Consider the following 21,369-nt stretch of genomic DNA (forward strand, 5'->3'; position numbering starts at 1 on the left):
ATGAGTGCGGGATTCTTTTTAATTGTTGTAATTGTAGTTGTAATCGTTGTTTGGACCCTTAAAAAGGGCTCGGGCACCAAAGCAAGCGACGCAACAGCGGAGCCACTAGAAAAACCGGAACAAGAGCCAGCGCCGGAACTGGAACAGAAATCGAACTCTGAGTCGGAGCCTGAACCAGAGCCAAAACCAGAGCCGAAGCAAGAACCGGAACAAGAAAAGGCTCCGCAGGTTGCGTCACTCACGGAGTGGCCGGAGGAAATAGCCGAACGCGTACAGTCGCTCGCCGCCGAGCAAGACGCGCTGACTCGCCATCGTATTTTTACTCAGCTTACGGAACTGACCTATAAGAATCGTAAGCAGCCGCTTATGCGCGACGCCTGTAAAACCTTGTCAGCACAGCATATAGAAGCGTTTGCAGACATTGTTGAGCCCTTGAAAGACAGCAATGGCGGCAAGCTACCGCAAGTGATGACCTTCCAGAACTACGCCAACTTATTGCTCGAAGACCAGCAGTTTGACGAGGCCGTGAGCGTGTGCGAAAAGGCCCTTGAATTCGGTCTCGACGACAAAACACAAACGGGCTTTAACGGTCGTATTGAGCGCATACGTGCAAAACAGCAGAAAGCCAATTCAGGCGCTTAAGTATTGATCATGTGGTGCGCTAGCGCGGTGAAGCGCTGGCGCAGTTCATGGCGTAAATCGTTATCGGCGACCTGCTCGTTTAATGTTTGATACATGCAGTGTAGCCACTGATCACGCATGTTAATGTCGATTTGAAAAGGTAAATGCCGCGCGCGCAAACGTGGGTGGCCATATTTTTCTTCAAATAGCCCTGGCCCGCCTAGCCAACCACTTAAAAATTCGAAAAATTTCTGCCGAATGGTGTCTAATGGTTGCGGATGTAACGCTAATAGTTCACCTGCGACCGGATCTGTGCTCATAATATCGTAAAAGCGTTCGGCAATTGCCCGCACTTGAGCTTCGCCACCGAGCCGTTCATAAGGTGTTGCTGGTAATCTCGACTGGCCTGTAAGGAATTTTTTAAACATGATTCAGTTAGCTGTTTTTGGTGAGCCGATACGCCATAGTTTGTCGCCGCAAATACATCAACAATTTGCGGAGCAAGCCGGCTTACGAATTGACTATCGCCGCATTCTAACACCGCCGGAGCAGTTAACGAAAAACTTCCAGCGGTTTGTTAAAGAAGGAGGCGTTGGTGCCAACATAACACTCCCGCTTAAAGAGTTGGCGCTTACGTTGGCCGATGAGTTAGACCCCTTGGTTCAGCAAACAGGGGCTTTGAATACTTTAAGGCAAGTAGGCAACAAATGGCTTGGCAGTAATACGGATGGTGTAGGGTTGGTGAAGGACTTGCAGCGTTTCTGCGGCCCGTTAACCGGCATGCGTGTGCTATTAATTGGAGCCGGCGGTGCGGCACGAGGCGTTGCGCCACCCCTTGTGGCTGCGGGGATTGAACACCTCCATGTGGTGAATCGAACGCCAGAGCGCGCAGAACAATTAGTGCGTAGTATTTTTCAAGCGTCGGAGCCGGTCTCCGCGGGTGCTCTCACCAGTATGCCAAACCCTCATTTTGACATTGTTATTAATGCGACCGCGAGCGGTTTGCAGCAAGAGCGACCACCGATTTCTGAACGTGTGCTGCGCGGCAAACCCTTGTGCTACGACATGGTGTATGGCGACAAAGCTACAGCGTTTATGCAATGGGCAACGGGCCATGGTTGTAAAGTACAGGACGGCCTTGGCATGTTGATCGGGCAAGCAGCGGAAAGCTTTCGGCTGTGGACAGGGGTGACACCCGATACCAGCTCAGTGATGGCGTTACTTCGCCGGCAAAACGGGCTCTGGAGCGCACCATGAATATTGAGCAGTTATTGATTCTGGCCATACTAACGGCAACCGTAGTGCTTTTCATTTGGGGCAAATACCGCCACGACGTGGTTGCGGTGTTGGCGTTAACGGCCTGTGTGGTGGTGGGGCTCATTCCAAGTGAGCTGGTATTTTTGGGCTTTAGCCACCCTGCAGTGATTACCGTAGCTTGTGTGCTGGTGTTGAGTTATAGCTTGCAGGCAACCGGCGCGATAGACGTGGTGGCATACAAATTAAGCCCTCGTTCGTCGAGCCCGACCAAAACCATCGCAGCGCTCACAGCTCTCGCGGCTTGTATGTCGGCTTTTATGAATAATGTAGGGGCCATGGCGTTACTGATGCCGGTTGCTATTCAACTCGCCTCACGATTAGGAATAGCGCCGGGCCAGGTACTCATGCCCATTTCCTTTGGTGCTATTTTAGGCGGTATGACGACACTCGTTGGAACACCACCGAATCTTATTGTGGCTGGCTTTCGCGCTGAATATTCAGACCAAGGGTTTGGTATGTTCGCCTTTACGCCTGTGGGTGGCGCCGTTGCGGTTATTGGCGTGATCTTTTTAGCGGCTTTTGGCTGGCGCTTGGTGCCTGCGCGGCAACGGACAGACGCTGATAGTTTTGACACGGGCCGTTATTTAACGGAAGTGAAAGTGGTTGGCGGCGGCAAAGCAGAGGGGCAAACCATTTGGGATTTAGAGCGGCTACTCGAAGACTCTGACGCACAGTTGTTAGGTATGGTTCGAGACGGCGAAAAGGTGATAACACCGCACTGGAACAAAAAGCTGAAAGAAGGCGACTTGCTGATGATTGAAGCAGAGCCGGAAAAGCTCAGCCAAATGCTGTCGAATATTGGCTTACGTTTATTGGAAAACGTGCGCCCAGAGCCGAAGGCAGGCAGCGAAGACCTTGGCGAAATAGAAAACGTTGAACGGCTTGACCAAGATGGACCTACGGCCGACTATTCTCATGTTAAAGAGCAGGTTTCAGCGCAAAATGCGACACCCGACATTCCTACCAAGGGCAGGAGCCGTTGGTTCGATCGTCGCGTTACCGTGAGCAGTGAGCGAACCTTACGAGGTGTGCAGGTGGGCTTGCGTGACCCAAACCAACCCGCTGCAGCAGACGCCCCGCGCGGTTCTGACAGTAGTGAAATTGTGTTGGTTGAAATGGTGGTGTTGCCCGACGCGAAAATAGCGAATCAAACTGCACAGGAGTTGCAGTTACGCTCTCGTTATAATTTGAACATGTTAGCGATTTCGCGTCAGGGCAAGCAAACGGTGCAGAGGCTACGGAAAACACGCATTGCACCGGGCGACGTTATTTTGATGCAAGGTGAACCGGAGCGGCTGGCAAACTTTGCGGCAAACTTTGGTTGCGTGCCTTTAGCTGAGCGCACCATTAGAGTGCCGAGCCGACGGCGTGCAATTATGGCCTCGGCTATTATGCTCTTTGCTGTGCTTGGAGCGGCACTTGGGCTTATGCCTGCAGCACTTTCTTTTGCCGGTGGCGTTGTCGCTATTATGGCATTCCGCCTACTGCCCCTGCGCCAAGTTTATGAGAGTATAGACTGGTCGGTTGTGGTATTGCTCGCAGCGCTCATACCGGTCGCTGGCGCGATGTCGTCGACGGGTGCGGCAGACTGGTTGGCCAATCAACTCTTAAGGTTTGGCGCGGACCAATACCCGTTGGTAGCATTGGGGCTTATCTTGGTACTTTCCATGACCCTGTCCGACTTTATGAATAATGCCGCGACGGCGGCGGTAATGTGCCCGATAGCGTTGAGTATTGCGAATCAACTGGGTGTGAATGGTGACGCCTTTTTAATGGCAGTGGCGGTGGGTGCAAGTTGCGCATTTTTAACGCCAATAGGGCATCAAAACAACACGTTAATACTCGGGCCCGGCGGGTTCCGCTTCGGTGACTACTGGAAACTGGGGCTGCCGATGGAAATTTTAGTGATTTTAGTTGCTATGGTAATGTTACCCATAGTGTGGCCGCTTTAACCTGTTGCCGATAATAAAAGAGGAACGGATAGTGAACGACGAGGTGAGTGCAACAACCGATCGCTTGCAGGGTAAAAAACGTGCTCGCACAGCAAAAGAAAAAGACATACGGCGGGACAGTTTGGTGCAGGCAGCGTTAACGCTTTTCTTAGCCCAACAAGGGCAGTTGCCAACGATTAACGCCATTGCGCAAAAAGCGGGCGTGGCAAAAGGCACAGCTTACATTTACTTTGACAGTAAAGAAGCCATTTACATGTCGCTGCTCGAGCAGAACTTACATGGCTGGTTGGCGGAGGTTCGTCATCAGTTGCGCTTTATTCGGCACGATATACAAGACGGTGTGGTACAAGCGCTCATGAGTTTTCACACCAAGCAGCCGCATTTATGGGCATTGGCTTGCCTTGGGCAATTCCAGCTAGAGCCTGCCATTGAGAAAAAAGACTTACTGAATCATAAAACCAAGCTTGCGCAAGACTATCGCGCAACTGCACGTAAAATTGTTGAGGCTGCGAAACTACCCGAGCAGTCGGTAGATGAAGCGCAGCGGGTACTCATTCAAAGTTACGCATTTATGCTAGGGTGTTGGCAAATTTGCCATCCTGCGGTGTCGATTAAGTCGTTGCTGAAAGGGCCGGGGCTTAGTGCGTTGCAGCCGGATTTTATGCCAATGGCGCAAACCGGATTGGTGCAGTTATGGGCCGGATTCTTCGAGCTCCATACTAATGCACCAGAAAAAAGCGGTGTTTTGCAGCGCTGGTTTCAGCGAAATTAATGGACCGTTATGTTTTTGGACCTCAATAAATACAATAAGGATGCACGATGAAAAAGTTAATTGGAGTGGTTGTGGGCGCAGTGGTAATAGCTTGGTTGGTAGCCGTTACGGTAACCGGCAAACAAGTAACCCAGTTCCTTGACCAAGAGTTAGCGAAGGCGCAACTTACGCAACAAAGCATTGCGGTGATTGACTACGAATGGCAGCGTAAAGGTTGGCGGAGTGCGGAACTCAAAGTCACCATAAAGCCTACTATTGAGTCACTGCAGGAAGAATTTGAGTGGGTAGAAAACTTTCAGATTACTCATGGGTTTTTACGTTCTCGCTTTGTCGGCGAAACCAGCTTAGCTTTAAGCGGCAAGTCGTTGGCAGATCTTTATGGTGAAAATGCGCTGACTTCGTCAGGCACCTTAAGCGCTGAGGGCGGCACCATTGAATATGTGTTAGCGCCGTTAAACTACCAGGAAGGCGAAGCCACTATCACCCACGAAGCGGCGGTAATGCGCGCAGTGGTGACGGACACAGCACAACACGTTGAACTTGTATTGCCTGAGTTGTTAGTGCGGGAAGAAGTGAATGGCGAGTGGATAGACGGAATAAAGATTCAAAATGTAAACGTAGTGTCGCAAGCGGAAATAAACGACAAGGATTGGTTGGAGCGGCAACAAATACGCTACAGTATTGGCCAATTTTCCAGCGAATACTTGCAGCTGAATTTCTCCGACTTTGCGGCCTTGCTTGGTTGGCAACGAAGTGGTGAAGGTATCGACTTGACGCTATCGGTAACGGCTCCGAACGGAGACTATATGAGCAATGCTTTTGCTGCAGATATGGCGTTCGCAGTGCAAGGCTTTCATTATGAGTCGGTGATGGCGGTCAATGACTATGTTCAAGAGGTGCTGCAGGTGGCTCCCAACGACGAGTTTGAGGAGCCCAGCGAAGCAGAGCTTGAGCAAATGGCGAGCTATATCAATACCATTATGGAAGCTGGCGCAGAAGGTCAATTAGAGCGCCTCAACGTGCGTTATGACAGCCTTGGTACAGTGGCCGCGACAGGTGACCTGAGCTTACCGCCGGGTTCATTTAGCGGTAACCATGAAGAGTTTGAGCAAGAACTCCAAGCGTGGCTGGCTTCTGTAAATGTAAAACTGAACATAGCGGAATTGCCCGAGCTCATGAAGGTAAGCCTGCAAAGCTTAGGTGTGCCAAATCGCGAATTCCCTTGGGTTTTAGAATACAGCGAAGCTACAGGCGTTACCGTTAACGGTGTAAAAGTAAGCGAATAAGCGCTAGCAATGAAAGTAGAGGAAAGGAGCGTCGCGGCGCTCCTTTTATTTTCATGCAAATTGATTCTTAAAAGCTTTCTCGAAGGATCAAAAGGTTGTTAAAAAAAGATCAAATAGCGCTGGATCAGATCAGAGTTTGTGGTACTCTGTTCGACCGGTTGAAACCTTCATTAGGGTTTACAGAGTAAGCTCGCAACGAGTTTCCACAATCGGCTAAAAATATAAAAACAAACGCTTATCCCGGGTAAAAAGTCGTACCATCCCGTTAATAAACAAGCACTTGCGTATATGATGCTGCTGTTGAACCTGTTTCAACACACGGCAGCTAAAACTATTTGCACACAGAGTTATCCACAGCTTCGTCACAGCTCATGATTGTGGATCCTGCACTCCTCTTGTCGCAATCAGTGCCCAACTTGTGGCATGCTTAGCGCTTATTCGCATGGCTTATTGAGTTGGACACGTTCATGGCAAGCATTCCGAAACACCCTTTTATTCTGGTCGACGGCTCTTCTTATTTATTCCGCGCTTATCATGCGCCACCGCATTTAACCAACTCGGCGGGTGAACCCACGGGCGCAATTTATGGCGTGGTGAATATGTTGCGTAGTTTGCTCAAGCAATATCAGCCAAGCCATATGGCGGTGGTGTTCGATGCAAAGGGGAAAACATTCAGAAATGACATGTATGAGGCCTATAAGGCGAATCGTCCACCTATGCCCGACGACCTTCGCAGCCAGATAGAACCCCTGCACGCTATTATCAAAGCAATGGGGCTGCCTTTAGTGGTGGTTGACGGGGTGGAAGCCGACGACGTGATTGGTACCCTCGCGGTGCAAGCCGCAGAGGAAGGCCGGCATACGCTTATTAGCACTGGCGACAAAGACATGGCGCAACTGGTAAACGACCAGGTTACCTTGATTAACACCATGACTAATACCGTGCTACAAGGCGAGCAAGTGGAAGAAAAGTTTGGTGTTCGCCCTGAACAAATTATTGATTATTTAGCATTAATGGGCGACAGCTCAGACAATATTCCGGGCTTACCTGGTGTGGGCGAAAAAACAGCGCAGAAGCTTTTGCAAGGTATTGGCAGCATCGACGCCATGTTAGCAAACCCCGATGCGGTAGCAGAGTTGTCATTTCGCGGCGCAAAAACCATGCCTGCGAAAATTCGAGAGCATCAAGAGCTGTTGCTCTTGTCGCGCGAATTGGCAACCATAAAGCTCGACGTTGAGATGGAGCTGCGGCCTGAAAAGCTAACGCTGACAGAGCCTGATCAGAACGCGTTAATGGCGCTGTACAAGCAATGTGAGTTTCGTCGCTGGCTTGGCGAGCTGCTTGAGGCTGGTGAACGCGCACCCGAGTTACAAGGTGACACTAACGACTCCACAAACACCGACAGTTCGGACGCCAACAGCGGCGGAAGTATTGCGACCGACGCATACGATGTTGTAACCGATAAAGCGGCACTCGAAGCTTGGATTGATAAACTTAAAGCGGCTGACTACTTTGCAGTAGACACCGAAACCACCAGTTTAAATTACATGGAAGCAGAAATTGTGGGCTTGTCGTTCGCAACCGCACCCGGCGAGGCCTGCTATATTCCAGTTGCTCACCAAGACATCGACGGCCCGCAACAGCTTTCGCGGGATGATGTTCTTGCCGCACTTAAGCCTATTTTGGAAGACAAAACACCCAAAAAGGTAGGCCAAAACTTAAAATACGATTTGCATGTGCTGCGTAACTACGACATTCGGCTAGCGGGTATTTTAAACGACACCATGTTGGCGTCTTATGTGCTCAATAGCGTGAGCTCGCGGCACGACATGGACACGCTGAGCCTACAGTATTTAGGGCATAAAACTATCGCTTACGCAGATGTAGCGGGCAAGGGCGCAAAACAGAAGCGTTTTGATCAGGTTCCTATTTCGGCCGCGGCGCCATACGCAGCAGAAGACGCCGATGTAACCTTGCGCCTGCACGAGGTATTGTGGCCGAAGGTAGCAGAACACGAAGGGCTTAAACGGGTGCTTGCGGAGCTTGAGCTCCCGCTATTGCCGGTGTTAGCGATGATGGAGCGACGTGGCGTATTGGTCGACCCAGAGCGGTTGGGTAAGCAAAGCCAGGAAATTGAAAAAGAGCTGAAAGAAATAGAGCAAGAGGCGTTTGCCATTGCCGGGGAGCCCTTTAACCTCAACTCCACCAAACAGCTGCAAACCATTCTCTTTGATCAGTTAGGCTTGCCGATTAAAAAGAAAACGCCGAAAGGGGCGCCGTCTACGGCTGAAGATGTGCTGCAGGACTTAGCATTGGACTATCCATTACCGGATCTAATTCTTCGCCACCGCGGCTTAGCGAAGCTGAAGTCAACTTACACGGACAAGCTTCCACGCATGATAAACCCGCAAACGAAGCGCATCCACACGTCTTATCATCAGGCCGTTACGGCGACTGGGCGGTTGTCTTCAACGGAACCCAACTTACAAAACATTCCAATTCGAAATGAAGCTGGGCGCCGTGTTCGCAAGGCCTTTGTGGCGCCGCAAGGCTACAAAATAGTTGCGATTGACTACAGTCAAATTGAGCTTCGTATTATGGCCCACTTGTCACAGTCTGAGGGCTTGCTTGAAGCTTTTGCACGTGGCCGCGATATTCACCGCTCAACCGCGGCAGAAGTTTTTGGCGTAGCCCTTGAAGAGGTAAGCAGTGAGCAACGCCGCCGGGCAAAGGCGGTTAACTTTGGCTTGATTTATGGCATGTCGGCGTTTGGTCTTTCTAATCAACTCGGCATTACTCAAGCGGAAGCGAAGTCGTATATGGATATTTATTTTGAGCGCTTCCCGGGCGTGCTTGGCTATATGGAGCGAACGCGCGAGCAAGCCAAAGCGCACGGATACGTGGAAACGCTCTTTGGTCGTCGGCTCTATTTGCCGGAGATTAATGCCCAAAATGGTATGCGCCGCAAGGCTGCTGAGCGTGCCGCTATCAATGCGCCAATGCAAGGGTCTGCTGCCGACATTATGAAGAAGGCCATGCTCGACGTGAATGAATGGTTGCACACAGAGCCCGCTTCTGGCGAAGTTTACTTAACCATGCAAGTACACGATGAGCTGGTGTTTGAAATTCGTGAAGACTGTATCGACACCCATGTGGCGACACTGAGCAAGATTATGGAAAACGCGGTAAAAATAGACGTACCATTAATTGCAGAGGCGGGCGTTGGTGAGAACTGGGAGGAAGCGCACTAAGTGCGCTTGTTCTTCGTTAGGGTGGTGAAACGCGTGGCTTGCGGTTGGCAAGCCACACGCCGAGCAAAATAAGGCCCATGCCGCCAACTTGCCAAATGCCAATACGTTCGCCATCGAGAGCGCCGAGAATCATGGCCACAATGGGAATAAGATAAGTAACAGAACTGGCAAACACAGTGGTGCCGATTTGCACTAAGTGATTAAACAAAATAAGCGCAAGTGCAGTCCCAAAAACGCCAAGAGCGAGCACGGCAGAGAGCGACAGCCACGCCTCCGGCGAAACCAATTTACTGCCCACTTCACCTGGCCCGACCAGATACAAAATAGCGACAGGCAACACCATGAGCAGGCTTACGCCGGTAATGGTGAGCGGACTTTGATCGGGCAAATAGGTTTTGATCAGGTTTAAATTCATGCCGTAGCAGCAGGTGGCTAACACAATAAAGAGCGCGTAACCGTTTAGCACCAAAGCTCCCGTTGCATTTAACAATACCAAGGTGAGCGTTCCGCAAAACCCAACCATAAGGCCTACAACGGTGCGTAATCCTACCCATTGTTTAAAAATAATGGCGCCAATAATTAACGTAAACAACGGCGTCATGGCATTAAGTGCTCCGGTAACACCGCTGTCGACTTGGGTTTGCGCAAACGCAAACAAAAAGGCGGGGAGCATGCTACCGGTGAGTCCGACCGACAAAATAACCGGCCATTGATGCCGCTTGATACGCTTCATGCGGAGTATCGAAAAGGGCGCTAATACCGCAGCGGCAGCGGCTAACCGTACTGCCGCCACTTCTAGCGGAGTAAAGCTCTGTAGGCCCTTTTTGATGAGAAAGAAACTACTTCCCCAGACAAGCGCAAGTACGCCTAATTTCGCCCACGCGGAGGCTGGATACTGTTCATTCATTGCTTTGGTCTGCGGGAGCTCCAATAGGGGTAGCGGCGAACCAGCGCTGAAGCACGACTTCGAGTTGTTCTAAACCGGTCTTTTTTAATGACGAAAAGGTAATGACCTCGACATCGCCGCCAAAACCAGGAACGGCTTCTTGTGCCTGCAATAACGCAGCTTTACGCGCACCGCTTTTTAATTTGTCGGCTTTGGTTAATACAGCCAGCACTGGAATGTTGCTGTCGACCGCCCAATGAATCAGTTCTTGATCGGCATCGCGAAATGGATGGCGAATGTCCATCAGCACCACCAAACCGCGTAAACATTTACGTTGCTGCAAATATTCTGAGAGCGATTTTTGCCAGGCTTCTTTCATGGCGATGGGCACTTTAGCAAAACCATAGCCGGGCAAATCCACAAGCCGCCGTTGTTCGTCGAGCTCAAAAATATTGATTTGTTGTGTGCGGCCGGGTGTTTTACTGGTTCGTGCCAATGCACGCTGGCGCGTTAAGGTATTGAGTGCGCTAGACTTTCCGGCATTTGATCGGCCTGCGAACGCAATTTCCAAGCCTTGATCGGCAGATAAGTGTTTAATGGTAGGCGCACTGGTCAGAAACCGCGCTTGCTGAAATTTTACGGGCTCGGACATACTTAAGTTCCTGTACCATACTGCGAAATGAGCCGTATTATGAACGATAAAGTGCATGAGTCCAATCATTGAACGCGAATCAGACGTTTCATCGCGCGTAGTTTCGTGTAAAATAACGACGGTTAAATGCAGAGCGATTTGATTTCCGGGTGCTTTACCCGACCGAATGCAGAGAAGAGAGATCATGAAAAAACTCGCAATTCTATGTGGAATGTTATTTTTAGCTGGCCATGTGTCGGCGGCCGAAGAACAAAGAGTAGAGCGCATGATTGGCGACGCGGAAGCGGGCCAACAGAAAGCACAAACCTGTGCGGCGTGTCACGGACCAGACGGCAACAGCGCGGTGGGTGATTTCCCGAATATCGCCGGCCAGCATGTGCGTTACATTGTAAAGCAGCTGCGCGACTACAAAACCGGTGTTGAAAGCAATGGAGAGCGTGGTCGTTATAATATTTTAATGGCTGATCAGGTTGCGAACTTGTCGGAACAAGATATGTATGATCTTGCCGCTTATTTTAGTGGCCAAGAAAATCAGGTAGGCGGAACGCCAGAAGAGCTGATTGCCGAAGGGCAGGCGTTGTTTATGGGCGGTGACATAGAGCGCGGTATCACAGCCTGTGCGGCGTGTCATGGGCCAAGCGGTGCCGGTATGGGGCAAGCCATGTTCCCATTATTAAGTGGGCAGCACCCAGAATACACCAAGTTACAGCTCGAGCATTTCCGCTCAGGTGAGCGTGCTAACGACCCGAATGCAATGATGCGTGATATTGCTACTCGATTAACGGACCGCGACATTGAAGTTCTTTCGCAGTATATCCGTGGTTTGTATTAAGCAATAACCTTACTGTGATTTAAGAAAAAGCCCACTTCGAAGTGGGCTTTTTTGTAGCTGTTGCCTTGCAGTTGTACTAGTTTTTGCTGCTTTCAATGTAAGCGCGAACTTGCGCTTCTAGCGTTGCCAGCGGAATACTGCCATTACGCAGCACTTGGTAATGGAACTCACGAATATCGAAGTCGTCGCCGAGTGCTGTTTCTGCTTCGGCACGAAGTTGGCGTATAAGGAGCTCACCAAGCTTGTACGACAGCGCTTGCGCTGGCCAGCTAATGTAACGGTCAATTTCGGTATTCACGTTGTGCATCGACAAGGCTGTATTGCTCGCCATAAACTCCACTGCTTGGTCGCGGCTCCAACCCATGGTATGCATGCCGGTGTCTACCACAAGCCGAGCAGCGCGCCACATTTCGTAGGTTAGGCGACCAAAGTTACTGTAGGGGTCTTGGTAAAAGCCGGCTTCTAACCCTAAGTACTCCGCATAGAGCCCCCAGCCCTCACCGAACGCACTAATGTAGGTAGATTTGCGATAGTCTGGAACATTTTCCATTTCTTGTGCTAACGCTATTTGCAGGTGGTGACCGGGCACGGCTTCATGCAAAGTTAAGGCTTCGAGTTCATACAAGGGGCGGCGATCAAGCGCATAGGTATTTACCCAGTAATAGCCGGCGTCGTATTCACTATTTGAACCGGCATAACGGCCGGTTGTGTAGGTGGGGGCAATTTCGGCAGGTACCGCGACTACACCGTAGGGCGTGCGTGGCAAATGTTTAAAGAAACGAGGAAGTACGGCGTCGGCTTTCTTCGCAATGTAGGCTGCTTCTTTAAGTAATTCCTCAGCGCTGGTTGCGTAAAACTGCGGGTCGGAGCGTAAAAAGTCAATAAAGTCGGCAAATGAGCCTTCAAACCCCAATTCGTCGATAACCTGCTGCATTTCGTTGCGAATACGGCGAACTTCTTGCAAACCAATATTATGAATTTCTTCCGGTGTTAAATCTGTAGTGGTGTAGTGCTTTACGCGGTTAGCGTAAAAGGCTTCACCATTGGGCAAGTTTATGGCGGCAATGTCTTGGCGAGCATTGGGGATATATTCATTCACCATGAAGTCATGAAAGTCGCTGTAGGCCAAATTTACTTGTGTGCTAATGACGGTTTGCGCCTCAATGTCTATGGCTCTAAAGTCCGCTTCGCTCAAACGGGTTTGTGCAGCGGCGATAGGGCCATAGAATACGCTGGCGGTTGGATTTGCTTTAATATAGGCCTGAATACTGTCGGGCATACCGTATAACACTACTGCAGGCTGAGTAATACCGCGTTGAATGCCCTCGCGCATGTAGTCCGCTTGCTGCTGCAAGGCCGCCGGAATAGCATTTAATTTAGCAATGTAATTTTGTGCGTCAGTTACGTTACGAATACGTTCGTTCGCAACAGAACGAGCCACGGCATTATGCGGTCCGGTTTCGTTGGTAAGTGGTGTTAAATACATGTCGTATTCGTAATTAGAAAGTTGGTTGCGTAGCGCGTACATAATCATGTCGCGGTTAATCTGGTTATTTTCCGACAAGGTATTCGGGTCTATCGCTTCGAGTTGCTCGTAAAATGCTTTTCTGGCGCGGTAACGGGCAGCCAGTGCCTCTGGTGAATTGTCCATGAGCTTTCCGGCAGCAGACGCGTCGCCTTGGCGTGCAAGTACACTTGGATACTGCATACGATTATAGTTCCAAGCCTCATTGGCAAGGGTTTCAAATTGCTGGTTGGGGTTCGCGGCTAGCGCCTCAGGTTCGGCTGGGCTCGTGGCGCAACCACTCACCGCTAGCGAAACGCTTACGGTGAGAAAGCTGGCGAAAAGAAATTGACGCATGGTATACCTCTGTAAAAATTCAAAATAACGAAGCTTCATTGTATGCTGAATGTCGTAGCGTTGCGAATACACCAAACTATCGCGTTTGGTATAGCAAAACGTAAAGGTAAATTAACGGGTTTGTCATAAAAATTACGCTTTTGCCGAAAAAACACTTGCCATCTGCTGATGATTTAGTACTCTATGGCGCAATTCTACTGCGAGAGAGGTTTGTTTTCCTTCCGTAACGGCCTTTGGCTTTGCACATTTGGCCGAGTAGCGAAGAAAAAAAACAGCCGGTAAAACAGAATACGATTGTAAAGATAACGTGTAAACAACGTGAAAAGAACGTTAAAAAATAATAAAAATACCGTTAATCGCAAATTCTCGTTCGCCGAGCGTACCGCAAGCAAAAAGAGCGCCTTAAAGAAAGAGTAGAGTAAGAATAAAGGAACAAAAATAATGCCAGGAGGCATCAAAAAACAATAATAACAATAAAAAGAAACAGGTTCCGCCGAAAAAAAGAAGTTGCTGAAGGTCGAAGATCGTTCAGACAACTGAGAATAAGGGGCGTGCCATTTCTAGCTACACTACGGTGACAATTGGCTAGCATAAGAACAACAATAATAATAAAGCGACAACTGAAAAAACCTTCGGGGGCGATGCGTGCATCGCCTTTTTTATTGTCATTTTCTTCCGCCCACCCTTTTTACGATATATCCGCATTGGCACTTATCGATGATTGCTGACGCGTAGTGGGTAAATCGGTTATCCTATACGGTGATTCCACTATTTACAGGCTCGTGCACCCTTTATGACTCGCATTAAGAAAACTCGCAAAACAGGCCCGTTAGCGCCCCGTTCAGTTCCAAAAGAGGAGAGGCAGCGCGATCAGGCGCATGCGGGTAAGAAGCCGCAAAAGCACAAGGGTAAACCAGCCGGCAGCCGGCACAGTGCAGGCGCGCAAGCCCAGCAAAAGGCGACAGGCGGCCAGCCATTGGATTCTCGCTTTGGGAGTAAGAAGCCCATTCCTTTGGTTGTTCCTGTAACGCCCAAAGACCAACATCCAATTGTTGATGAAAAGCATGCAGCAGACCAATCGACAGCTGCAGTGCCGGTTACCTATTCGCCGGAAGAAGAATTGGCGATGATCGAAAACGACGAGCGCCTGCAAGATTTTCTTGACGCCCTTGATGATGGCGAAACCTTACATGAAGAAGACCAAGCTTGGGTGGACGAAAAACTCGCGCGGTTTAATCAGTTGGTCGAAATTCTCGGTATTAACGTAGACGAAGAAGACGACAACGAAGAGGGCGAAGAGGGCGAAGAGGGGTAAGTAGCGTGGTATTTTGGATTTTGGTTATAGGTGCGGCTGCAATTGTATTAGGCCTGAGTGTGTACGCTGGCATGTTGCTGTCGCAACTGCACAAACAGCGCAAGAATGAACGCGAAGGGCAAGCAAAGCGGTTAGCCTATTTACACGACAGCATTGCCACCATTGCCTTAGCTATGCAGCAGGGCCAGTGCCCATTGTCGGAAGGCTGCATTCGTATAGCAGTGCTGCTCGACAATATACCGAACGCTGAACAGCATGGGTTTGCCAAGCGCTTCCCCAACCTGCATGAAATGTATAATCGTATAAAGCATATGCCCACCCACGACGCCCGTAAGCAATTTCCTAAGCAGGAAATTAGAAAGATGGATAAAGAGCGGGAAGCACTTGAAGAAGAGCTCGCGGCGCCAATTCAAGCAGATGTGGTTGAAATAATAGCGTGGGTAAAAGCCGCAAGGTAAGCATGTGCAGCAGTGCCGCACATGCTATTGCTGTTACTGGTGTTTGTAGATATCACCGTCTTTCATTACGAAATTGAGCGATCCCAGTATTTCAATACGCTCGAGCGGATTGCCTTGCACGCCGACTAAATCAGCGTATTTACCCGGCTCAATAGTACCGAGATCTTCCGTTACCCCCAATAAGTCCGCTGCTTTTCCCGTGGCGGCGCGAATGGCTTCAAGTGGCGGCATGCCGGCTTCTACCATGTAAACAAACTCTCGTGCATTTTCACCGTGGTCGTAAACACCTGAGTCGGTGCCAAATGCTATTTTTACGCCGGCGGCATAGGCGCGGCCAAAGGTGCTTTGAATGAGCGGGCCAATGGCTGCTGCTTTAGGGCGCACTTGCTCCGGGAAATAGCCGTCAATTTCGGCGCGCTCAGCAACGGAACGACCGGCAGTAATAGTGGGGACATACCAAGTACCGTGCTCGATCATCAGCGCCATCACCTCTTCGTCCATATACGTGCCATGTTCAATAGAGTCTACGCCCGCTCGAATTGCTCGTATCATGCCTTCTTTACCGTGGGCGTGAACGGCTACTTTCATGCCGTAGTCGCGGGCAGCAGACACAATCGCTTCTAATTCATCCATCATAAACTGTGGGTTGTCGCCACTGGCTGCGAGGCTTAACACACCGCCGGTGGCTGTGAGCTTAATCAAATTCGCACCTTCTTGATAACGCGCTCGTACTGCTTGTCGGGCTTGTATAGGGCCATTCACAACGCCGTCTGCAGGAGTAGGCGAGTCTAATAGGCCCTGTCGGTAGCCGTTGGTAGGGTCTGCATGACCGCCGGTTGTGGCTAAGGATTTTGCGGCGGTATAAACCCGTGGGCCGTCCACCAAGCCTTGGTTTATGGCATTGCGCAGTGACACGCTGGCAGCAAAACTGTCACCGAGATCACGTACAGTGGTAAAGCCGGCCTGTAACGTCAGCTCAGCAAAGTGAGCAGAGCGTAACGCCACGTCGGCAGGGTTATGGGTGAAGCGATAAATATAAGAGCCCTGCTCGAGTTGACTCGTAAGGTGTGTATGCATGTCGATAAAGCCCGGCATGAGCGTACCGTTTTTCAGGTCTACTAGCGTTTCATTACGAGCGGGGCGCTGAAAACCAGACTGTATGGATACGATTCGGTTTTGCTCTACCCGCACAGTAACGCGCTCTCGAGGTGCTCTGTCGGTACCGTCGATCAATAGCCCAGCGTGAATAATAATAGGTTGGTCTGCTGCCGCAGCCGAAAGTGGATGTGTTAAAATGCAAAGCATTAAAGCAAGAAACAGCGTGATCGGTTTCACGAAATTCTCCTTAGTTGAGCGTTATTCTGTTTTTTTGCGTACTGTTCTATCTAGTTTCTATTTGTGGGTGTACTTTACCTTGACCAAAAAGTAACCCATAAAGAACACCATAACAGGTTCTAAAGGTAACGCTAATTTATGTTTCGTGGAATACGAGAAGACATTGCCAGTATTTATAGACGGGATCCTGCCGCCCGGCACTTTTTTGAAGTGCTTACAAATTACCCGGGTTTACATGCCATTTGGATTCATCGGCTGAGCCACCGGCTTTGGGGTTGGCGGTTGAAGTGGCTTGCGCGCTTTATTTCAACGCTGGCACGTTGGCTTACTGGCGTAGAAATTCACCCCGGCGCCAAAATTGGACGGCGATTTTTTATTGACCATGGTATGGGTGTGGTTATTGGTGAAACCGCTGAAATAGGCGACGACTGCACGCTCTATCATGGCGTTACCCTTGGCGGAACAAGCTGGAATGCAGGGAAACGGCACCCCACATTAAAAAATAATGTGGTGATTGGAGCGGGAGCAAAAGTATTGGGCCCAATTACGGTGAACGAAAACGGCCGTATAGGTTCCAATGCGGTCGTGGTGAAAGACGTTCCCGCAGGCGCGACCATGGTGGGTATTCCCGGCCGTATTGTAACGCCGGCTGGCGACCAAGCGGCACGCTCGAAGCGTGCTGAAATAGCAGAAAAATACGGCTTCGACGCTTATGCGGTGGCCGCCGATAACCCAGACCCAGTGGCAACCGCTATTGGGAGAATGCTTGACCATGTGCACCTAATGGACGAGCGCGTTGCTGAACTCTGTCGCGCTGTGAATCAACTTGGCGGCAATGTGTGCTCGGAAATTCCACCCATTGAATTAGAAGATGAGGACTTTGTGCAAGCAGAAAAAGATGCCGCAAAGTCGAGACACAAAGCCCTCGCGAGCTTTGACCCAGAAATTTAAGGAAAAATAACATGACAGTATTTAACGACAATTCACTTAGCATGGGAAATACGCCTTTAGTGCGCTTAAACCGAGTGCTAGAAGGGAATGTGTATTTAAAAATGGAGAGTCGCAATCCGTCGGGAAGCGTGAAATGCCGGTTGGGAGCCAACCTCATCTGGGACGCCGAGAAACGTGGCGAATTAACCGCGGGCAAAACCATTATTGAAGCGACTTCTGGCAATACCGGTATTGCATTGGCTTATGTTGCTGCTGCTCGTGGGTATCCGTTAACGCTAACTATGCCGCGGTCGATGAGTTTAGAGCGGCGCAAACTCCTCAAGGCGCTCGGGGCAAACTTGGAACTGACTCCCGCCGAGCAGGGGATGAAAGGAGCCATTGAACGCGCTGAAGCTTTGGCCGCCGAAGCGCCCGAAAAATATGTCTTGCTGCGCCAGTTTGAGAACCCGGCTAATGTGGAAATTCATGTGAAAACCACTGGGCCAGAAATTGAAGCGTCTTTGCAGGGAGCTCCCGATGTTTTCGTTGCGGGTGTGGGAACTGGCGGTACCTTAACCGGTGTGGCCAAGTACTTTAACCAAGAAAAACAAGGGAATGTAGAAATTATTGCGGTAGAGCCGAAAGACTCACCAGTGATCTCGCAAACCTTAGCGGGCGAACCTTTAGCTCCCGCACCGCACAAAATTCAGGGTATTGGTGCCGGCTTTGTACCTAAGAACCTCGATGTAAGCTTGGTGTCGCGTGCCCTCACTTCAAGTAATGAGGCGGCCATGGCCATGGCACATCGGCTCATGCGCGAAGAAGGCATTCTGGCTGGCATTTCCGCCGGTGCGGCGGTGGCTGCCGTTGCGGACCTTCTTGAACGAGAGCCTGAATACAAAGAAAAATCGATTGTGGTGATTATGCCGAGCTCGGCCGAGCGCTATCTAAGTACACCATTGTTTGAGAATGTATTTTCAGAACAAGAGTTAAAACCGTAACGAGTTTTTTTGCAGAAAAGTCGCTCTTGTTGGTATGCTAACGTACTTTTTTGAGCAACAGTAGCGGCTCATTTCATCGATAGTTACAGTAGAGGACCCTCGTACGTATGGCCCTTTTATTGATAGTGTTTTTGCCGATTCTTATGGCGTGGCTGCCGCGCACAACTGAACGACTTGGTCGTAATTTCAGCCTTGTTATTACCCTGCTTGCCCCGCTTATTGCAGTGGCTATTGCTTTGAGTTATTTGCCCGCGGTGTTGCGTGGGGAAATTCATGAGGTTTCCTTCCCTTGGGTGCCTAGCCTTGGGCTTAACTTTGAATTCCGAGTCGACCCGTTAAGCCTTATGTTTGCCTTGCTTATTTTGTGCATTGGCATACTCGTGGTTTGGTACGGGCGCTTTTATTTGTCGAAAAAAGACAGTATTGGCAAGCTCTACAGCTTACTTTTGATGTTTATGACTGCAATGCTCGGCATTGTGCTGTCAAACAACGTTTTGCTGCTCTTTGTGTTCTGGGAACTCACCAGTATTACGTCGTTCTTGCTGATCGGCTACTGGCAGCATAACTCCGACGCGCGCAAAGGTGCCCGCATGGCCTTGGCCGTTACCGGTGGCGGTGGCCTAGCGCTGTTAGCAGGGTTAATTATGCTGGCGCACATGGCGGGTAGTTATACGCTCACCGACATTTTTGCCGCTCACGAAGCCATTATTGCCCATTCGCTTTACCCCGTTATGCTTATTTTGGTGCTGATTGGCGCTTTCACGAAATCTGCACAATTCCCGTTCCATTTCTGGTTGCCGCATGCCATGGCTGCACCAACGCCCGTGTCGGCTTATTTGCACAGCGCAACCATGGTGAAAGCCGGTATATTCCTGCTCGCGCGCCTTCACCCGGCAATAGCGGGTACCGACATGTGGGTGCTAGTGGTTACGTCTATTGGCCTTATTACCATGACCTTTGCTGCCGTAATGGCCATGTTCAAACATGACTTGAAAGGCCTGCTCGCCTACTCAACGGTGAGCCATCTTGGCTTAATTACCATGCTCTTTGGTATTAGCACAGAGCTCGCTGTGCTTGCCGGCATATTCCACATCTTGAATCACGCTGCGTTCAAGGCGTCATTGTTTATGGCAGCGGGTATCGTTGATCATGAAACGGGAACCCGCGACTTGCGTGTGCTGCGGGGCATGTATAAATATATGCCGCTTACCGCGGTACTGTCGGTCTTAGCGGCCGCGGCTATGGCAGGTGTGCCATTCTTTAATGGTTTCTTGAGTAAAGAAATGATGCTCACCGCGGTACTCGACATTCCCGCTTTCGGCGCTTTTGCGTGGATCGTTCCCGTAGTCGCGAGTATCGCAGCGCTGTTCTCGGTATATTATTCAACCCGTTTTGCCCATAACACCTTCTTTGCAGGCGAAGCCAAGAAAACCCCAACCTTTCCGCCTCATGCACCGTCTAAATTAATGGTCGCCCCCATTATGCTCATGGTAACGCTTTGTGTGGGGGTGGGCTTATTTGCCCAGCCGTTAGTGGGTGCTTACATTAACGCGGCAGGCACCACTGTGTTGGGTTACGCACAAGAGCCTTATAGCATTTATATTTGGCACGGGTTTAACTTGCCGTTATTAATGAGTGCTATCGCGCTGATTGGCGGCGTGGCCCTTTATACCCGCAAAGAGCAACTATTGAACTGGTACAAAAAGCGCAAGCCTTTCAATGAACTCTACATGTTCGAAGGCGGTGTCACGCAGTTTATGGGCTGGACAACACGCTTTACCAATGGCTTAGAGAACGGCTCGTTACAGCGCTATATCGCCTTTATTGTCGCGCTTATGGTACTGATGTTGCTACAGGCGCTAATGCAATTGTCGTCGTTAACGGGCAGTGTGTCATTAACGCCGGTAGACACAGTCGCCGCGGTTGCCATTGTGGTGCTCATTGTGGCCGCATTCGGTACTGTTGCTATCCATCATCATCGCTTTGGTGCACTGCTCATTTTGAGTGTTGTTGGCTTAATGGTTTCTATTTTGTTTGCGCGCTTCTCGGCTCCCGACCTCGCCATGACCCAGCTTTCGGTGGAAGTTGTCACTATTGTTCTGTTAATGCTGGCGTTGTACTTCTTGCCGCAAGACACACCCAACGAGTCGTCGAAGCGTAGAGTGTGGCGCGACGTGAGTATTGCAGGCTTCGCCGGCATTGCTGTGGGCGCTGTCGCTTACGCGATTCTAACGCGCCCAGTTCAGCCTATTTCGGACTACTTTTTGGCGAACTCCAAGCCAGAAGGCGGCGGTTATAATGTGGTGAACGTTATTTTGGTCGACTTCCGTGGTTTCGACACCTTTGGCGAGATTGTGGTGTTAGCTATTGCGGGCATAGGCATTGCTACCTTGCTGCGTAATCTGTACTTACCTTTACCACTTACCGACAACCAAGGCCGAGCGTGGGATAAAGTACCGCACCCGCCGCTGCTTTCAATGATGGCGCGCATGCTGTTGCCTCTCGCACTCATGGTGTCGGCGTATATTTTCTTACGCGGCCACAATGCACCAGGTGGCGGTTTTATTGCCGGCTTAATCACCAGTATCGCGTTAATACTGCAATATGTAGCTAGCGGTGTGTCTTATGTGCGTGAGCGCTTCCAGTTTAACTATCCGAACTGGCTCGCTATCGGTGTACTTATCGCGGGTTTAACGGGCATCGGGAGCTGGTATTTCGACCACCCATTCCTCACCTCCACGTTCGAGTATTTAACTTGGCCGGTGGTGGGAACCTTTGAGGTGTCCTCCGCGTTACCGTTCGACTTAGGCGTGTTTTTAACGGTCGTGGCTACCACGCTGTTAATCCTTGCTTATATTGGCAAATTAACCACAACCGCTCGCGTTGACGATTAAGGAGTT

The 21,369-nt window shown here is 50.3% G+C and carries 17 protein-coding genes; 12 read left to right on the forward strand and 5 right to left on the reverse strand.

What is annotated here, in order from left to right:
* Positions 1-642: a hypothetical protein gene (locus DQW12_RS04810; RefSeq protein ID WP_113906727.1), complete on the forward strand. Its 642-nt coding sequence runs from the start codon at positions 1-3 to the stop codon at positions 640-642.
* Here DQW12_RS04810 and DQW12_RS04815 read toward each other — a convergent pair.
* Positions 639-1,049 (reverse strand): group II truncated hemoglobin, encoded by a 411-nt coding sequence (locus DQW12_RS04815; protein WP_113906728.1) that lies wholly within the window; start codon positions 1,047-1,049, stop codon positions 639-641. The genes DQW12_RS04810 and DQW12_RS04815 overlap by 4 nt on opposite strands.
* Between DQW12_RS04815 and aroE the strand changes: the two genes are divergently transcribed.
* The 5 genes from aroE to polA all read left to right on the forward strand — a co-directional run bounded on the left by aroE (position 1,048) and on the right by polA (position 9,199).
* Entirely contained in the window at positions 1,048-1,878 is an 831-nt protein-coding gene (gene aroE / locus DQW12_RS04820) for a shikimate dehydrogenase (protein ID WP_113906729.1), read from the forward strand. The two genes, DQW12_RS04815 and aroE, sit on opposite strands and share 2 nt — an antisense overlap.
* Entirely contained in the window at positions 1,875-3,890 is a 2,016-nt protein-coding gene (locus DQW12_RS04825; RefSeq protein ID WP_113906730.1) for an SLC13 family permease, read from the forward strand. Before aroE ends, DQW12_RS04825 begins: the two co-directional genes overlap by 4 nt.
* A 31-nt stretch (positions 3,891-3,921) precedes the next feature.
* Positions 3,922-4,662: a TetR/AcrR family transcriptional regulator gene (locus DQW12_RS04830; protein ID WP_157957850.1), complete on the forward strand. Its 741-nt coding sequence runs from the start codon at positions 3,922-3,924 to the stop codon at positions 4,660-4,662.
* Positions 4,663-4,709: 47 nt separating this feature from the next.
* Positions 4,710-5,948, forward strand: coding sequence for a DUF945 family protein (locus tag DQW12_RS04835; RefSeq protein WP_113906732.1), 1,239 nt, complete (start codon positions 4,710-4,712; stop codon positions 5,946-5,948).
* Positions 5,949-6,415: 467 nt separating this feature from the next.
* A complete protein-coding gene (gene polA, locus DQW12_RS04840) occupies positions 6,416-9,199 on the forward strand; it encodes a DNA polymerase I (protein ID WP_113906733.1) in 2,784 nt (927 codons plus the stop codon).
* Between the two features lie 16 nt (positions 9,200-9,215).
* Here the strand turns inward: polA and DQW12_RS04845 are convergent, their stop codons facing one another.
* Positions 9,216-10,106, reverse strand: coding sequence for a DMT family transporter (locus DQW12_RS04845; protein ID WP_113906734.1), 891 nt, complete (start codon positions 10,104-10,106; stop codon positions 9,216-9,218).
* Complete coding sequence (gene yihA / locus DQW12_RS04850) at positions 10,099-10,737, reverse strand: ribosome biogenesis GTP-binding protein YihA/YsxC (protein ID WP_113906735.1); 639 nt, start codon at positions 10,735-10,737, stop codon at positions 10,099-10,101. Before yihA ends, DQW12_RS04845 begins: the two co-directional genes overlap by 8 nt.
* A 184-nt stretch (positions 10,738-10,921) precedes the next feature.
* On the opposite strand from yihA, the gene DQW12_RS04855 reads away from it, so the two are divergent.
* Positions 10,922-11,569 (forward strand): c-type cytochrome, encoded by a 648-nt coding sequence (locus tag DQW12_RS04855; RefSeq protein ID WP_113906736.1) that lies wholly within the window; start codon positions 10,922-10,924, stop codon positions 11,567-11,569.
* 76 nt (positions 11,570-11,645) lie between these two features.
* On the opposite strand, the gene DQW12_RS04860 is transcribed toward DQW12_RS04855, so the two are convergent.
* A complete protein-coding gene (locus DQW12_RS04860; protein ID WP_113907212.1) occupies positions 11,646-13,430 on the reverse strand; it encodes a DUF885 domain-containing protein in 1,785 nt (594 codons plus the stop codon).
* Between the two features lie 793 nt (positions 13,431-14,223).
* Between DQW12_RS04860 and yihI the strand changes: the two genes are divergently transcribed.
* Both yihI and DQW12_RS04875 read left to right on the forward strand, forming a co-directional pair.
* Positions 14,224-14,745, forward strand: a complete 522-nt coding sequence (yihI, locus tag DQW12_RS04870) for a Der GTPase-activating protein YihI (RefSeq protein WP_113906738.1) — start codon at positions 14,224-14,226, stop codon at positions 14,743-14,745.
* Between the two features lie 5 nt (positions 14,746-14,750).
* On the forward strand, positions 14,751-15,203 hold the full coding sequence (locus DQW12_RS04875; RefSeq protein ID WP_113906739.1) for a DUF2489 domain-containing protein: 453 nt from the start codon (positions 14,751-14,753) through the stop codon (positions 15,201-15,203).
* Positions 15,204-15,236: 33 nt separating this feature from the next.
* Here the strand turns inward: DQW12_RS04875 and DQW12_RS04880 are convergent, their stop codons facing one another.
* Positions 15,237-16,508, reverse strand: coding sequence for a metal-dependent hydrolase family protein (locus tag DQW12_RS04880; RefSeq protein ID WP_113907213.1), 1,272 nt, complete (start codon positions 16,506-16,508; stop codon positions 15,237-15,239).
* Between the two features lie 168 nt (positions 16,509-16,676).
* Between DQW12_RS04880 and cysE the strand changes: the two genes are divergently transcribed.
* The 3 genes from cysE to DQW12_RS04895 all read left to right on the forward strand — a co-directional run bounded on the left by cysE (position 16,677) and on the right by DQW12_RS04895 (position 21,363).
* The gene (gene cysE, locus DQW12_RS04885) at positions 16,677-17,489 is read left to right on the forward strand and encodes a serine O-acetyltransferase (RefSeq protein WP_113906740.1); all 813 of its coding nucleotides are present in this window, start codon (positions 16,677-16,679) and stop codon (positions 17,487-17,489) included.
* An 11-nt stretch (positions 17,490-17,500) separates the two neighbouring features.
* Entirely contained in the window at positions 17,501-18,469 is a 969-nt protein-coding gene (gene cysK, locus DQW12_RS04890; protein ID WP_113906741.1) for a cysteine synthase A, read from the forward strand.
* Between the two features lie 107 nt (positions 18,470-18,576).
* Entirely contained in the window at positions 18,577-21,363 is a 2,787-nt protein-coding gene (locus DQW12_RS04895; protein ID WP_113906742.1) for a monovalent cation/H+ antiporter subunit A, read from the forward strand.
* Positions 21,364-21,369: the final 6 nt, after the last annotated feature.

The sequence above is a fragment of the Aliidiomarina celeris genome (assembly GCF_003316875.1).
GTDB classification, from domain to species: Bacteria; Pseudomonadota; Gammaproteobacteria; order Enterobacterales; family Alteromonadaceae; genus Aliidiomarina; species Aliidiomarina celeris.

Bases quoted from the DNA above. Each gene is read 5' to 3' on its own strand.
- DQW12_RS04815 (WP_113906728.1), bottom strand. From the start codon at position 1,049: ATGTTTAAAAAATTCCTTACAGGCCAGTCGAGATTACCAGCAACACCT.
- yihA (WP_113906735.1), bottom strand. From the start codon at position 10,737: ATGTCCGAGCCCGTAAAATTTCAGCAAGCGCGGTTTCTGACCAGTGCG.
- DQW12_RS04880 (WP_113907213.1), bottom strand. From the start codon at position 16,508: ATGCTTTGCATTTTAACACATCCACTTTCGGCTGCGGCAGCAGACCAA.
- cysK (WP_113906741.1), top strand. From the start codon at position 17,501: ATGACAGTATTTAACGACAATTCACTTAGCATGGGAAATACGCCTTTA.
- DQW12_RS04845 (WP_113906734.1), bottom strand. From the start codon at position 10,106: ATGAATGAACAGTATCCAGCCTCCGCGTGGGCGAAATTAGGCGTACTT.
- aroE (WP_113906729.1), top strand. From the start codon at position 1,048: ATGATTCAGTTAGCTGTTTTTGGTGAGCCGATACGCCATAGTTTGTCG.
- DQW12_RS04855 (WP_113906736.1), top strand. From the start codon at position 10,922: ATGAAAAAACTCGCAATTCTATGTGGAATGTTATTTTTAGCTGGCCAT.
- polA (WP_113906733.1), top strand. From the start codon at position 6,416: ATGGCAAGCATTCCGAAACACCCTTTTATTCTGGTCGACGGCTCTTCT.
- DQW12_RS04835 (WP_113906732.1), top strand. From the start codon at position 4,710: ATGAAAAAGTTAATTGGAGTGGTTGTGGGCGCAGTGGTAATAGCTTGG.
- DQW12_RS04825 (WP_113906730.1), top strand. From the start codon at position 1,875: ATGAATATTGAGCAGTTATTGATTCTGGCCATACTAACGGCAACCGTA.
- DQW12_RS04895 (WP_113906742.1), top strand. From the start codon at position 18,577: ATGGCCCTTTTATTGATAGTGTTTTTGCCGATTCTTATGGCGTGGCTG.
- DQW12_RS04860 (WP_113907212.1), bottom strand. From the start codon at position 13,430: ATGCGTCAATTTCTTTTCGCCAGCTTTCTCACCGTAAGCGTTTCGCTA.
- DQW12_RS04810 (WP_113906727.1), top strand. From the start codon at position 1: ATGAGTGCGGGATTCTTTTTAATTGTTGTAATTGTAGTTGTAATCGTT.
- yihI (WP_113906738.1), top strand. From the start codon at position 14,224: ATGACTCGCATTAAGAAAACTCGCAAAACAGGCCCGTTAGCGCCCCGT.
- cysE (WP_113906740.1), top strand. From the start codon at position 16,677: ATGTTTCGTGGAATACGAGAAGACATTGCCAGTATTTATAGACGGGAT.